Origin of the sequence: Nannocystis sp. RBIL2 (assembly GCF_026626745.1) — a bacterium.
Lineage (GTDB): Bacteria > Myxococcota_A > Polyangia > Nannocystales > Nannocystaceae > Nannocystis.
On record NZ_JAPNJW010000002.1, the window covers coordinates 310,970 to 324,470 of the forward strand.

The 13,501-nt window shown below is 72.8% G+C and carries 12 protein-coding genes; 11 read left to right on the plus strand and 1 reads right to left on the minus strand.

The features are described from left to right. The first annotated feature begins 3 nt into the window (after positions 1–3). The 8 genes from OV090_RS26495 (at position 4) to OV090_RS26530 (ending at position 7,965) form a co-directional block, all read left to right on the plus strand. Positions 4–495, plus strand: a complete 492-nt coding sequence (locus OV090_RS26495) for a YkgJ family cysteine cluster protein (RefSeq protein ID WP_267707400.1) — start codon at positions 4–6, stop codon at positions 493–495. Then, positions 492–1,484, plus strand: a complete 993-nt coding sequence (locus tag OV090_RS26500) for an ATP-binding cassette domain-containing protein (RefSeq protein ID WP_267707401.1) — start codon at positions 492–494, stop codon at positions 1,482–1,484. The genes OV090_RS26495 and OV090_RS26500 overlap by 4 nt, the downstream gene beginning before the upstream one ends. A gap of 52 nt (positions 1,485–1,536) precedes the next feature. After that, positions 1,537–2,343 carry an ABC-2 family transporter protein gene (locus OV090_RS26505; protein WP_267707402.1) on the plus strand — a complete coding sequence of 269 codons (807 nt, stop codon included), beginning with the start codon at positions 1,537–1,539 and terminating at the stop codon, positions 2,341–2,343. A 103-nt stretch (positions 2,344–2,446) separates the two neighbouring features. Next, positions 2,447–3,232: an ABC-2 family transporter protein gene (locus OV090_RS26510; protein WP_267707403.1), complete on the plus strand. Its 786-nt coding sequence runs from the start codon at positions 2,447–2,449 to the stop codon at positions 3,230–3,232. Positions 3,233–3,763: 531 nt separating this feature from the next. Continuing rightward, complete coding sequence (locus OV090_RS26515) at positions 3,764–4,660, plus strand: tetratricopeptide repeat protein (RefSeq protein ID WP_267707404.1); 897 nt, start codon at positions 3,764–3,766, stop codon at positions 4,658–4,660. A gap of 47 nt (positions 4,661–4,707) precedes the next feature. Then, positions 4,708–6,237 (plus strand): PQQ-binding-like beta-propeller repeat protein, encoded by a 1,530-nt coding sequence (locus OV090_RS26520; protein WP_267707405.1) that lies wholly within the window; start codon positions 4,708–4,710, stop codon positions 6,235–6,237. Positions 6,238–6,374: 137 nt separating this feature from the next. After that, positions 6,375–6,983 carry a flavin reductase family protein gene (locus OV090_RS26525; RefSeq protein ID WP_267707406.1) on the plus strand — a complete coding sequence of 203 codons (609 nt, stop codon included), beginning with the start codon at positions 6,375–6,377 and terminating at the stop codon, positions 6,981–6,983. Between the two features lie 58 nt (positions 6,984–7,041). Beyond that, positions 7,042–7,965 (plus strand): hydroxymethylglutaryl-CoA lyase, encoded by a 924-nt coding sequence (locus tag OV090_RS26530; protein WP_267712089.1) that lies wholly within the window; start codon positions 7,042–7,044, stop codon positions 7,963–7,965. A 295-nt stretch (positions 7,966–8,260) separates the two neighbouring features. Here the strand turns inward: OV090_RS26530 and OV090_RS26535 are convergent, their stop codons facing one another. Next, positions 8,261–10,267 carry a hypothetical protein gene (locus OV090_RS26535; RefSeq protein ID WP_267707407.1) on the minus strand — a complete coding sequence of 669 codons (2,007 nt, stop codon included), beginning with the start codon at positions 10,265–10,267 and terminating at the stop codon, positions 8,261–8,263. A gap of 111 nt (positions 10,268–10,378) precedes the next feature. On the opposite strand from OV090_RS26535, the gene OV090_RS26540 reads away from it, so the two are divergent. From OV090_RS26540 to OV090_RS26550, 3 genes are read left to right on the plus strand one after another with little or no spacing between them, the layout of a single operon-like run. Beyond that, complete coding sequence (locus tag OV090_RS26540) at positions 10,379–11,572, plus strand: cysteine desulfurase family protein (protein ID WP_267707408.1); 1,194 nt, start codon at positions 10,379–10,381, stop codon at positions 11,570–11,572. Continuing rightward, a complete protein-coding gene (mnmA, locus tag OV090_RS26545; RefSeq protein WP_267707409.1) occupies positions 11,569–12,648 on the plus strand; it encodes a tRNA 2-thiouridine(34) synthase MnmA in 1,080 nt (359 codons plus the stop codon). The genes OV090_RS26540 and mnmA overlap by 4 nt, the downstream gene beginning before the upstream one ends. Continuing rightward, positions 12,645–13,430: a ribonuclease III domain-containing protein gene (locus OV090_RS26550; protein WP_267707410.1), complete on the plus strand. Its 786-nt coding sequence runs from the start codon at positions 12,645–12,647 to the stop codon at positions 13,428–13,430. The genes mnmA and OV090_RS26550 overlap by 4 nt, the downstream gene beginning before the upstream one ends. The last annotated feature ends 71 nt before the right edge of the window (positions 13,431–13,501 follow it).

A 13,501-nucleotide genomic window follows, 5' to 3' on the forward strand; every position in this document is an offset into this window, starting at 1 on the left:
ACGATGCCGCCGCGCGACCCCCTCGGGCCCCTGATGAACCTGAACGTCGGCCACGTGCCCCTGGTCGCGCTGCAGCGCCTGGCCAATCGCATGCGCGCGGCGAAGATCCCGGTCACCGCGCTCACGGAGCAGAGCTCGGTGGATCCGGAAACGGGCGCCGTCACACGGGCGCTGACGCTGTGTCACAGCTGCGCAGGGACGTGTTGCACCAGCCTGCGCGTGCCGATCACCCGCACCGACGCGCGCCGCCTGGCGCGCCACGTCGGGACGACGATCCCCGGGCTGAAGCTGTATCCGCGGCAAGGTGGCGAGGAGGAGGCGGACGACGTCGCCGGCTACCTCACGCTCGGCGATCGGCCGTGCCGCTTCTTCGCGGCGGGCTGCACGGTGCACGTGGCGCGGCCCGACGTGTGCCGGAGCTTCGGCCTCAACGCGTGCACGAAGGTCGGCACCTTCGTGCCCCTGCAACAGGTGGCGCGGCGAGGCAAGGCATGACGGCGGCGATGGTGCGCGTCGAGGGGCTGTGCAAGCGGTTCTCGGTGCCGCGGCGCGAGGCCGGGCTGCGCGCCGCGCTGCGGGCGCTGGTGCGGCGGGAGTACCGCGTGGTCGAGGCGGTGCGCGACCTCGAATTCTCGCTGGCGCCGGGCGAGCGCGTCGGCTTCCTCGGGCCCAACGGCGCCGGCAAGACGACGACGCTGAAGATGCTGGCGGGGCTCATCGTGCCGTCGGCGGGCCGGGTCGAGGTCGCAGGCTTCACGCCGAGCGACCGCCGGCCGGAGTTCCTGCGCCGCGTCAGCCTGGTGATGGGCCAGAAGCGGCAGCTGAGCTGGGACCTGCCGGCGATCGACAACTTCGAGTTCAACCGCGTGGTCTACGAGATCGATCCGGTCCACTACAAGCGCCGGCTCGAGGAGCTGACCGCGCTGCTCGACGTCGGCGAGGTGATGCGCCGGCCGGTGCGCCAGCTCAGCCTCGGCGAGCGCATGAAGTGCGAGCTGGTGGCCGCGCTGCTGCACGGGCCGCAGGTGCTGTTCCTCGACGAGCCGACGATCGGGCTCGACGTGTCGATGCAGCTCGGGATCCGCGAGTTCATCCGCCGCTACAACGCGGAGCACGGGGCGACGGTGATCTTGACGTCGCACTACATGGAGGACGTCGCGGCCCTGTGCCCGCGGATCCTGGTGATCGACGGCGGCCGCCTGCGCTTCGACGGCAGCATCGAGGCGCTGCGGCGGCAGATCCGGCCGCTGCGGCGGGTCTCGGTGCGGGCGGCGGCGCTGCCGGACGACCCGACTGCGATGGGGCGCGTGGTGCTGCGCGAGGGCGGACGACTCGTCCTCGACGTCGCGCCCGAGCGGGTGCCGGAGGTGGTCGGCGCCCTGGTGGCGCTGCCGGAGGCGCAGGACCTGGCGGTCCAGGACGCGCCGCTCGAAGAGGTGATGCGCGCGCTGTTCGGGCGCGAGGAGGCGGCCGAGCTCGGCTGAACGATCGGGCATGCCCGCGGCGCCAGGTACAGAAGGACATGCGCGAAGGAGCATGTCCCAACGAGCAGCCCAGCTGGCGCGCGTGATCGCGGCGGTGTGGCGGATCAGCCTGGCGGAGGCGATCGCCTACCGGGTGTCGATGCTGATGTGGGTTCTGACGACGACGTTCCCGCTGGTGTCGCTGGCGCTGTGGTCGGGGCTGGCGGCGGGGGGCCCGATCGGCGACTACGCCCGCCCGGACTTCGTGGCGTACTTCGTGGCGGCGTTCCTGATCCGCCAGTTCACGGCCAGCTGGGTGGTGTGGGAGCTGTCGGGGCAGATCCGCAACGGCGACCTCAACACGCTGCTGATGCGGCCGATGTCGCCGATGATTTACCACGCGATCCAGAACCTGGCGGCGCTGCCGATCCGCTGCGCCCTGGCGTTGCCGATCGGGGTGGTGGTGCTAGTGCTGGCCGGCGGGCTGGCGTGGCCGAGCCCGGGGTCGCTGGCGCTGCTGGGGCTGTCGCTGGCGCTGGCCTGGCTGCTGAACCTCGCGGTCCACGTGGCGATCGGCTGCCTGGCGTTCTGGGTGACCGAGTCGACGGCGCTGTTCGAGGTGTGGCTGGGGCTGTACCTGGTGCTGTCGGGGGCCGCCGTGCCGACCAGCCTGTACCCGGCCGGCCTGGCGGAGGTGGTGCGCGCGCTGCCGTTCCACGCGTCGCTCGGCTTCCCGGTCGAGCTGGCGATCGGTCGCGTGACCGGGTCCGAGGTGACGCACGGGCTCCTGCTGCAGGCGTTGTGGGTGGCGGGGTTCGGCTTGCTGGCCGCCGTGCTGTGGCGCCGCGGGGTGCGGGCGTACGAGGGGGTCGGGGGGTGAGCCTGTCGTTCTCGACATGTCTCGAAGCGCAGCCGCGGGAGGCGCGCGCGTGAGCTCGAAGGCGGCGGAAAGGACAGGTCCGATGAGACATGTCCCTCGGGCCATGTTCTACCTGCGGCTGGTGGCGGCCCAGCTCGAGATGAGCACGCTGACGGCGCTGCAGTACCGGCTCGGGTTCTGGACGGAGGGGCTCCTGGGGCTGCTCTGGAGCGTGATCGGGATCGCGCCGCTGTTCGTGGCGGTCGATCACCTGGGCGCGGTCGAGGGCTGGGGTCGGTGGGAGCTGGTGGTGCTGACAGGGTGCTTCACGATCCTGTCGGGGCTGTTCACGGCGGTGCTGCAGCCGGCGCTGCGCGAGAGCATGACGCACATCCTCAAGGGGACGCTCGACTACGTGCTGCTGCGGCCGGCCGACGGGCTGGTGCTGTGCCTGACGTGCGCGTTCCAGCCGTGGCACCTGGTGGAGGTGCTGGGCGGGCTCGTCCTGGTGATCGCGGGGCTGTGGCTCGGGGAGGTGGAGGTGACCGCGACGGGGCTGCTGGCCGGGCTGGCGACCGGGGCGGCCGGATTGATGGCGCTGTACGCGTTCGGGGTGCTGGTGCTGTGCGCGTCGTTCCGGGCGCTGCAGCTGCAGGCGCTGACGCACGTGATGGAGGCGCTGATGGACTTCGGTCGCTGGCCGGCGCAGGTGTTCCCGCCGGTACTGCGGCTGCTGTTCACGTTCGTGATCCCGCTGCTGGTGATGACGAGCTACCCGGCCGAGGCGCTGCTCGGCCGCCTGTCCTGGGGGACAGTCGCGGAGCTGGCCGCCGTGAGCGCGACGCTGCTGGTGCTGGCCCGCCTGGCGTGGGTGCGATCGGTGCGCGGGTACACCTCGGCGTCGAGCTGACCGGGAGGCGGGGGCAGGCGCTACGGGGCACGCCTGTCCTCTTGGACAGATGGGCAGCCTCGAAGCGAGTCGTGTCAGGCGGGGCGACATGGCCTGAAGACCATGTCACAAGCATCGCAAGCCCCGGCGAAGCGCGTCGCAGCGCCGCGTATACGGACATGGTCTCTAGGACATGTCTTTTAGGTCATTCACTCGTCACTCGCTCGCTTGCGGGCCGGCAAAGCAGTGCCTCGAGGCAGGTGACATGGTTTCGAGGACATGTCTCTGGGAACTCTTTTTGAAGGTGGCCCGCCTATGGTCCGTGCCGATCGGGGGGCGAGGCGGTCGGCGGGCCGGCGGGCGCCGGCCGGGCAAGCGAGGGGACGGTCGCAGGTTGCGCCGTTGGCGCAGGTCGCGGCAGGGGCCTCCGGAGGGGTCGCAGGCGCCTGCGCGAGGCGCGGCGGGGGGCCGCGAGGGAGGTCCGGCGCGGGCCCGGGGCCGGCCTGGGCGGCGATGGTGGACAAAGCAGCCACGGCCCGGTAGACAGCCCCGGTGAGCGAAGAAGACAAGGCGCCACCGACCGGGCAGGGCGTGCGCATGGAGCTGCCGACGTGGGACCACAGCCGCAGCAAGCGCCGCGGCGGCGACGCGGGCCCGACGGAGGACGCTTTCGTCACCGGCGTGAAGGAAGCAGGGCGCACGGCCAAGGCGCGCAGCGGGCTCGTGATCGGCGGCGTGGTCGTGGCGCTGGCGGTGCTGGTCGGCGTCATCGTGATCTTCAACAGCCGGCAGACGGCGTCGGCGACGGCGACGCGCCAGCTGGCGACGGCGGCGCGCTACGAGTCGGAGGCCGAGGTCGGCGATCCGGCGCTGCTGCTCGGGGCCAACAAGGGCAAGCCGGTGGCGCCGATCGTCAAGGACGAGGCGGAGCGGACTGCGGCGGTCAACAAGGCGCTCGACGAGCTCGACGCGTCGGCGGCCAGCAGCGACGCGGCGCAGGTCGGGGCGCTGGTGCGGGCTTCGGGGCTGCTGCGCGCGGGCGATCCGGCCAGCGCCGAGGCCCTGTACCGCGAGTTCCTCGGCAAGGCCGGCGCCGGCCACCCGCTGCTGTACTCGGCCCGCGAGGGGCTGGCGTTCGCGCGCGAGGCTCAGAACGACCTCGACGGCGCGCTCGCCGAGCTCGAGACGCTGGCCGGACAGAAGGGCGCGTTCTACCGCGACATGGCGCTGTGGCAGAAGGGCCGCATCCTCGAGCGCCAGGGCAAGACCGAGGCGGCGCTCGAGGTCTATCGCCAGTACATCGCCGAGTACCCGCTGCAGCAGCCGTCGATCGCCCAGAACGAGGTGCGCAAGCGGCTGGAAGAGCTCGATCCGCAGGCGCTCGCCGGTCAGCCGCCGTCCGACTCGCCGATTCAAATGGTGGACGCACCGGGAGCGCCGACCCCGTGACGCGCGCGGCCCGGGCTTACTGTCTCTGGGGACATGTCGCTCTCGCCATGTCCCTCGGGGCATGCGCGGGCGAGACCCGCACGGTCATGCCTCACCCCGAGCTGACGCCCGGCGCGCGCGCGAACCTCGAGCTGGCGCGGGTGCAGCAGATCGCGCTGCACGACTACGGCGTGCTCAACCCCGACGAGTTCGCCGGCGTGGCGCCGGATCCGGGTCGCCGGCTGATCTACGTCGGCACGCGCGCGGGCACGCTGCTGGCGCTGTCGATGGAGACCGGCGAGGTGGTGTGGGAGCAGCAGTTCCCCGGGGCCATCTCGAGCGTGCCCAAGCTGGCGGCCGACGGCGAGCTGATGCTGCTCGGGACCGACAACGGCGACCTGCTGGCGATCGAGCTCGACACCCGCAAGACGCGGTGGAGCTACTCGACTCTCGGGACGATCCGCAACGAGCCGCTGGTCCGCGGCGGCACGGTGTTCGTCGTCAACTCGCGCGACCAGGTGTTCGCGCTCGAGCTGACCACGGGGGCGTGGCGCTGGCAGTACGAGCAGCCGTATCCGACCGAGTTCACGGTCCACGGCCACGCGGGGCTGTCGTTCCTCGAAGCCGAGGTGACGCAGGCGCCGGACCAGGCCGCGAGCGCGAGCGGGATCTCGGCCGAGGCGGTGCTCGGCGAGGGCGGCGCGGCCGAGGACGAAGAGGCGGAGACCAGCGGCGACGCGCCCGCGGAGGGCGACGATGCGGCCGTTGCGGGCATCGGGGCACCGAGCGGCGCCGGGACTGCTCCGCCGGTGACGAGCGCGGCGCCTGCAGGCGGCGCGGCTGCACCGGGCGCGGCGCCTGCGGGTGGCGCGGCTGCGCCGGTCGCCGGTGCGCCTGCCGGCAAGAGCGGCGAGGCGGCGAAGGCGGCCGGGAATGGTTCGACCGGTGGTCCGTCGAGTCCGTCGAGCCCGCCGAGCGGGACGATCTTCACGGGCTTCAGCAACGGCAAGGTCGCGGCGATCGGGGCTCAATCGGGCGAGCCGATGTGGCTGGCGAACGCGGCGCCGCCGGCGGGCGGGGACTTCGTCGACGCCGACGGCACGCCGCTGATCCTCACCGACCGCGGTGAGGTCGTGGTCACCGGGCAGAGCACGGGCGTGTACGGGCTGGCGCTGAGCGACGGGCTGCAGCGGTGGTACCGGCCGCTGCGCGGGGCGGGGTCGGTGGCAGCCGGTCCGCGCGGGCTCATGATCGTGGCCTCGGCGCTCGAAGGGGTCTTCGCGCTCGAGCACGGCGGCCGCGTGCGCTGGCGCCAGCAGTTGAACCCGGGGTTCGTGCAGACGCCGCTGATCGTCGGTGACATCGCGTTCATCGCTCACTCCGACGACGGCCTGCTCGCCTACGACGTCGAGACCGGCGAGTTCCTCGCCAACCTCAACACGGGCAGCGGGATCTCCGGTCCGCCGGTGTACGACGGCGAACTGGGCCGCTTCTACACGATGTCGAACCGGGGGATGCTGGTGGTGTTCCGCACGGTCGAGGACGACGCGCGAGGCTTCGTGCGCGGCGCGGTGGAGTCTGTCCCTTCGGTCAGGTGATGCCGCGGCCGCGGATGTGAGGGTCCAGACGGGGCTGGTGCGGAAGGTCGACGGGCTTTTCTGCTAATCACAGGAGTATCCCCGTCCACACCGAGATCCCCGCGCCGAGCATCGGCGCCGCCGAGACGTACCGGCTGATGACCGACTTGGTCGCGCCGCGGCCGATCGCGTGGGTGTCGAGCGTGAGCGACGAGGGCCGCCGCAACCTGGCGCCGTTCAGCTACTACCAGGCGGTCTGCTCGCGGCCGCCGATGGTGGTGTTCAGCGTGGCGTGGTGGCCCGACGGGCGCATGAAGGACACTCTGACCAACGTGCTGGCGACGCGCGAGATGGTGATAAACCACGTCACCGACGCCCACGCGGAGGCGATGAACGCGACGTCGGCGGCGTTTCCGCCCGAGACCTCCGAGTGGGACGCGTGCGGAATCGCGGCCGAGCCGGCTGCGGTCGTTGCGCCTCCTCGAGTGGCTGGTGCTCTGGCCTGTCTCGAGTGCAAGCTCGTCCACGCGCTTCCGCTGGGGGGCGGCGCCCCCGGCAAACCGTCAGCCACACTGGTCGTGGCCGAAGTGGTTCATTTCGCCGTCGCCAGCGAGCTGCTCCGTCGCGACGCACGCGGCCGCCTGCTGCCGATCGACGCGGGGCAATTGCAGTCGATCGGCCGCCTCGGCGGGATCGCGTACACTCGCACGACGGATCGCTTCGAGCTTTTGCGCCCCGAGGCGCCCGGGAGCAAGGCCAGTGACTGATTCGTCCGAACGACCCTCCGGAACCGATACCGTCGAGCCGACGCGCCTGTTCGGGTCGATGCCGGCGGAGGTCTCGATCTACGAGGTCGGACCGCGCGACGGGCTGCAGAACGAGGCGACGATCCTGTCGGCCGACCGCAAGATCGAGATGATCGAGGGCCTGGTCGACGCCGGCGTGAAGCGCATCGAGGTGACGAGCTTCGTCAACCCGCGCTGGATCCCGGCGCTCGCCGACCACATGGAGGTCGCGACCCGGATCCGTCGCAAGCCCGGCGTCACCTACAGCGCGCTGGTGCCGAACCTCCGCGGCCTCGACGCGGCCTCACGCGCGGGCATGCAGGAGATCGCGGTGTTCATGGCGGCGTCGCAGACGCACAACCGCAAGAACATCAACAAGACCACGGAAGAGGCGCTGGCGACCTACCGCGAGGTGGTCACCGAGGCGCGGTCGCGCGGGATGACGGTGCGCGGCTACGTGAGCACGGTGTACGGCTGCCCCTACGAGGGCGAGGTGCCGTTCGAGCAGGTGCTGCGGGTCGGCAAGAGCCTGCTCGACATGGGCTGCTACGAGCTGAGCCTCGGCGACACGATCGGCGTCGGCACGCCGCGACAGGTCGAATACATCCTCGACGGGCTGCTGCACGCGGGGATCCGGCTCGACCAACTGGCGGTCCACTTCCACGACACGCGCGGCACGGCCCTGGCCAACATCACGGTGGCGCTGCAGCTCGGGATCCGCACGGTCGACTCTGCGATCGGCGGCCTCGGCGGCTGCCCGTACGCGCCCGGCGCGTCGGGCAACGTGTCGACCGAGGACGTGGTGTACATGCTGCACGGGATGGGCTGCCGCACCGGCATCGACCTCGATCGCCTGGTCGCCATCAGCGCCCGCCTCGGCGGCCACCTGGCTCGCGAGCTGCCCAGCAAGTACCTCAAGGCCCACCTCGGCCACTGCGCGCGCGTCGGCAAGCCGCTCGTGTGAGACGCACTTTCGCCCACGTCGAGGCAGGCGAGGGTCGGCGACGGGCGTTCGAGACGGGCTCGTAGCGACTCTCGAGCTTCCGCGACGGGCGGACGCCATGGGCCTCACCGTTGTGCGCGAGCGTCCGCGACCGCGCTCGACCGAATGAGTCGCGGCCCTCGGGTGCATGACCGCGGACGACCTCGACGGTGGGCCCGAGCGACATGTCTTCGGGACATGTGCGTTCGAGCATGTCCGAATGCGCATGCGCCAACGGGCATGCCCTTGAGGACATGCCCGTCAGGTCAGGCGCCGATCACTTACCGCGGGCCTTCTCGATCACGATGATGCGCTCGAGGGCGGCGGCGACCTCGTGGGTCAGCTCGTGCAGGCTGCGCGGGTCGACCGGGTTGCTCGAGCCCGAGGCGAACACGATCAGCGGCACCTTCTCGCGCAGCAGGACGGGGAGGACGAGGATGACGCCCTCGACGCCGCCGAGCGCCGAGAAGAAGGCGGCGTCGATCGGGGTGTCGGTCCGCATCGAGCCGAAGTAGGGGGAGCGGCGCTCGATCACGCCGGAGAACACCGAGGGGCCGCCGGCGGGGATCCGGATCTGGCGCACCGCCTCGACCAGCAGGTCCTCGCCGCGGGCGTCGCGGCCGCGGATCTCGCCCTTGACGTGGACGAACATGATGACCCGCGAGAAGCCCTCGGCGAGGAAGTCGAGCAGCAGGTCGGTGACCTCGTCGCGCGACTTGACGGTGGCGAAGCGCGGCAGCAGGCGGTGGAACGCCTCCGGCGACAGCGGGATGATCTCGTTGGCGGCGGTGAAGCTCGGCGGGATCCAGGTCTGGGTCTTGGCGGCGTCGAAGGTCGCCTCGCCGGTCGTGGACTCGGAGGCGCCGCCGCGGTCGGACTCGAGGTCGTCGAGCGGGATGTCGAGGTCGTCGGCGTTGCGGGCCGCGCCGGACAGCGTCTCGGCGGCGCTCTCGGTGCCCGGCTCGGTGCGGCCGCGCGAGGTGTCGACCTCCTCGGCGGGGCGCAAGGTCGCCATCGCGCCGGCGATCACCGGGACGGCCTTGCCGTCGGCCGGCTCGGCGGCGGTCGTGGCGGGGCTGGCCGAAGGGACAGGTACCGTGGGCGCCGTCGACACGGGGCTCACGGAGTCAGGCTCGCGGGGGATGCTGCCCGAGATCGATCTGGACGACGAGCTCTGCGCGGCGGGGTTCGGCGCGGTGATGCTCGAGGAGGAGAACGGCTGGGTGACGTTGCCCGGAGCGGGGCTGGCCGAAGAGACAGGTGTGGCAGCGGCCGCCGGCGGCGCGGTCAGGTTGGACGAGCCGACCGGCTGGGTGACGTTGCCCGCGGGTGCGGTGGCGGAGGCGGGCGTGGCGGCGAGCGCCGCGGCGAGGCTCGAGGAGCCGGCCTGCTGGGTGACGTTGCCGGGCGGGCTGACCGAAGGGGCAGGTCCGCTCGCGGGCGCAGTGACGGTCGGCGCCGCGGCGGTGACGGCCGGCTGCGGCGGGATGCCGTACGGCGAGGGCGCGAAGGCAGCTGCCGGCAGGACTGCGGCGGGTCGCGGAGCGCCGGGCATGAGGACGGCCGACGGTTGGAGCACGGCGGCGGGGCGGATCGCGGCGCCGCTCGGTGCGGAGGGACGCGAGGCGTTCGGGCCCGCGACGACCCCGGCGGCCGGCGGCTCGACGACCGGCGGAGTCGGCACGACCGGCGCTCCGTTCGAGGGCGCGCCGACCGTGGGCGGAGTCACCGTCGGCACGTTGATCACCGCGGCCGGAGCGGCGCGGCTCTGGCTGGCCCCGGGGACAGGTGCGGATCCGCTGGGGGGGATGACCGCGGCCGGGGTCGCAGCGGTGGCCGGCTTGGTCGCCTGCAGCGAGGGCAGGGTGGGCGCCGGGATGCCGTAGTGATGAGCGATCGAGGAGCGGATGACCCGCAGCGGCGCGACGGCGCGGACCAGGTACGCGCCCGTGTGCGCCGAGATGGCGTCGACCGCTTTCATGTCGGTCGGGTCGACCATCGCGAGCGTGAGGTTGCCGGTCTCGTCGCTCGAGATCGGGAGCACGGCGTGGCGCGCGGCCAACTCTCCGGGGATCCGATCGAGCGCGGATCGATCGACGCCGTCGAGGATGCTGGCGCCCACCTTGGGGATCATCAGCTTGCTGTGAAGAAAGCCGACGACGCTGTCTTCATCGGCGAAGCTGTGCGTCAGCAGAGCTTCGACGAAGGAGAGCTTGCGCTCGGCGCTCGTGGCCTGTACCGCGGCTAACTGCTCGTCGGAGAGCAGGCCCGCTCTCACCATCATGGTCCCGAGGAGACTCACGCGCTGTGATGATTCAACGCCGGAGCCCATCACGTCAACAAGCCGGCGTAACCGGGGCTCCACGCGCCGGGCCTCGTGCTATAGCCGCCGTGGGTGCGCTACCTCGACCACAACGCGACGACCCCCCTCGATCCCCGGGTTCGGGACGCTGTTATCGCCGCGCTGGCGGATCCCCTCCTTCAAGGGAACCCGGCCAGCGTCCACAGCACCGGGCAGCGCGCCCGGGCGGCCGTCGAACAGGCGCGCCGCGCGGTCGCTCGGGCCCTCGGGGCCGAGGCGCTCGAGGTGACGTTCACGTCGGGGGGCACCGAGGCCGACAACCTGGCCCTGATCGGCGCAGCCCGGGCGCTGCGGGCCGCCGGGCGCCCTTGCGGACTGCTCACGTCGCCGCTCGAACACCCGGCGGTGCTGGCCGCGGCGGGCCGCCTGCAGCGGGAGGGGCACCCGCTGGCGCTGGTCGCGGTCGACGCCCAGGGCCGAATCGAGGCCGACGCGCTGCGCGCCGCCCTTCGGGCGAACCCGGAGACCGGAGTTGTCTCGCTCGCAGCCGCAAATCACGTGCTCGGCAACACCTACGACATCCCGGGGCTGGTCCGCGTCGTGCGTGAAGTCGCGCCGACCGTCCTGGTCCACTGCGACGCTGTTCAGGCCTTCGGCAAGCTGAACCTCGACTTCCACGCCTGGGATCTCGACCTCCTCAGCGTCAGCAGCCACAAAATCTACGGCCCGAAGGGGGTCGGCGCGCTGGTCCACCGCCGCCGGCTGGCGCTCGACCCGCTGCTCCTCGGCGGACAGCAAGAGCGCGGGCGCCGAGCCGGCACCGAGTCGGTCGCCAACCTCGCCGGCTTCGGCCTCGCGGCTCAGCTCGCCGCCGCCGAGCTGCCGGCCCGCCACGCCCACGTGGTCGCGCTCGCGGACCGGTTGCGAGCTGGCCTTGCGAACATGTCCGATGCGACAGTCCACGGCGACCGCGAGCGCAGGGTCGGCAACACGGTCAGCGTCGGCTTCGAAGGTTGCGACGGCCAGCTGCTGGCGATGAACCTCGACCTCGCCGGGATCGCGGTGTCGTACGGGGCGGCCTGCAGCTCGGGCACGCCGGAACCATCGCCGGTGCTGCTGGCGCTCGGGCTGACGCCGGCGGCGGCCCGCTCGGCGCTGCGGATCTCGCTCGGCGCGGGCAACACCGAGGACGACGTCGACGCGCTGCTGGCGGCGCTGCCGGAGGCGATCGCGCGCGTCCGCGGGGCCGAGGGCGGCGGCGACTGGCGCGAGGTGACGCCGTCATGAGGATCGTGTGCGCGATGTCCGGCGGGGTCGACTCGTCGGTGGCGGCGGCGCTGCTGGTCGAGGCGGGCCACGAGGTGGTCGGCCTGACGATGCGCCTCTACGACGCCAGCGGCCACGAACGCCAGGGCCGCGGCGGGTCGTGCTGCTCGCCGGCGGAGATCGATCAAGCGCGAGACGTGTGCGCGCTGCTCGGGATCCCGCACTACACGGTCGACGAGCAGGAGCGCTTCACTGCCCACGTGATCGACGACTTCGCCCGCGAGTACGCCCGCGGCCGCACGCCCAACCCGTGCGTCCGCTGCAACGAGCACGTGAAGTTCGGGCCGCTGGTGGCCCGCGCTCGCGCGCTCGGGGCCGAGGCGCTGGCGACCGGCCACTACGCGCGCCTCGAAGACGGGGCGCTGCTGCGCGCGGTCGATGCGACGAAGGACCAGAGCTACTTCCTGTTCGCGGTGCCGCCGGCGCTGCTGTCGGGGGTGCGGTTTCCTCTCGGGACATGGCACAAAGACCAGGTCCGCGCGAAGGCCCGCGCGCTCGGGCTGCCGAGCGCCGACACGCCGGACAGCCAGGAGCTGTGCTTCGTCGGCGGCCGCGACCACGGCGAGGTGGTCGAGGCGCGCGCGGCGGCGCTGGGCCTCGGCACGGCCGCTCTGGCGCCCGGCGAGGTGGTGGACGCGGAGGGCCGCGTGCTCGGGGCCCACGGCGGGATCCACCGGGTGACGATCGGCCAGCGCCGCGGCCTGCGGATCCCGGGCACGTCGCCCCGCTACGTGCTGCGCGTGCTGCCGGAGCAGCGCCAGGTGGTGGTCGGCGACGCGGCGTCGCTGCAGACGCACGCGCTGACGCTGGCCGAGTTCCGCCGGCTGGCGCCGCTCGGCGAGCGCGAGGTGGTGCGCGCGGAGGTCCAGATCCGTCACCGCGGCCGACCTTCGGCGGCGCGCGTCGAGCTGGCGGGCGACCGCGCGACCGTGGTGTTCGACGAGCCGGTCCAGGCGGCCGCGCCGGGCCAGGCGGCGGTGGTCTACGCCGGCGAGCGCGTGCTCGGCGGCGGCTGGATCGCGGAGACCGCAGGATGACCGAGCTGCTCGAGGACCTGCCCGATCGCCGCGGGGCGCCGACCTGGCCCGACAACCAGGTCCGCCTGGCGCCGCTGCAGGAGCGCCTCGGCTACGCGTTCGTCCGCCCGGCGCTGCTGCGCGTGGCCCTGACGCACCCGACGTGGGTCAACGAACACGCGCGCTCGGGCTGGCCGAGCAACGCGTGCCTCGAGTTCTTCGGCGACTCGGTGCTGGCGCTGCTGTCGACCGAGGCGCTGTGGCGCCGCTTCCCCGATCTGTCGGAGGGCGTGCTCACGCGCCTGCGCGCGAGCCTGGTGTCGGCGCCGGCGCTGGCCGAGGCGGCGCGGCGGATCGAGCTCGGACCGCTGCTGTGGGTGGCCCATCGTCAGGCCGAGCTGCGCGAACACGACGGGTCGCTGGCCGACGCGGCCGAGGCCGTGCTCGGGGCGGCGTTCCTCGACGCCCGCGCGGCCGGCCGCGATCCGCTGGCGTCCGCCGGCCTGGTGTTCCAGGCGCTGCTGGGGCCTCGCCTCGCCGGTCTGCGCTCCGACGACGGCAAGCCGGCGAAGGCCCGCCTGCAGGAGTGGGCCCAGGCGCGCTGGCGCCGGCCGCCGATCTACGTGCCGCTCGGCGACCGCCCGACGCACGAGCGCTCGCAGTGGCGGGTGCGCGCGGAGGTGACCTGTCCCGACGGACAGATCGTGGTGCTGGCCGAGGGCGAGGGCCCCAACCTGCGCGCGGCCGAGTCGGCGGCGGCCGAGGCGGCGCTCGATCGGATCGACCGCGGCGAGCTCGGGTGACGGCTTGGTCGTTAGGCGGCATGTCCTTCGGGACATGCCCACTGCAGCGAAACGCGGGGCTAGTGGCTGTC

What these genes read in the sequence shown, in the direction of transcription:
- OV090_RS26495 (WP_267707400.1), top strand. Translation starts at nt 4, where the DNA reads ATGCCGCCGCGCGACCCCCTCGGGCCCCTGATGAACCTGAACGTCGGC.
- OV090_RS26500 (WP_267707401.1), top strand. Translation starts at nt 492, where the DNA reads ATGACGGCGGCGATGGTGCGCGTCGAGGGGCTGTGCAAGCGGTTCTCG.
- OV090_RS26505 (WP_267707402.1), top strand. Translation starts at nt 1,537, where the DNA reads ATGTCCCAACGAGCAGCCCAGCTGGCGCGCGTGATCGCGGCGGTGTGG.
- OV090_RS26510 (WP_267707403.1), top strand. Translation starts at nt 2,447, where the DNA reads ATGTTCTACCTGCGGCTGGTGGCGGCCCAGCTCGAGATGAGCACGCTG.
- OV090_RS26520 (WP_267707405.1), top strand. Translation starts at nt 4,708, where the DNA reads ATGTCCCTCGGGGCATGCGCGGGCGAGACCCGCACGGTCATGCCTCAC.
- OV090_RS26525 (WP_267707406.1), top strand. Translation starts at nt 6,375, where the DNA reads ATGACCGACTTGGTCGCGCCGCGGCCGATCGCGTGGGTGTCGAGCGTG.
- OV090_RS26530 (WP_267712089.1), top strand. Translation starts at nt 7,042, where the DNA reads ATGCCGGCGGAGGTCTCGATCTACGAGGTCGGACCGCGCGACGGGCTG.
- OV090_RS26535 (WP_267707407.1), bottom strand. Translation starts at nt 10,267, where the DNA reads ATGATGGTGAGAGCGGGCCTGCTCTCCGACGAGCAGTTAGCCGCGGTA.
- mnmA (WP_267707409.1), top strand. Translation starts at nt 11,569, where the DNA reads ATGAGGATCGTGTGCGCGATGTCCGGCGGGGTCGACTCGTCGGTGGCG.
- OV090_RS26550 (WP_267707410.1), top strand. Translation starts at nt 12,645, where the DNA reads ATGACCGAGCTGCTCGAGGACCTGCCCGATCGCCGCGGGGCGCCGACC.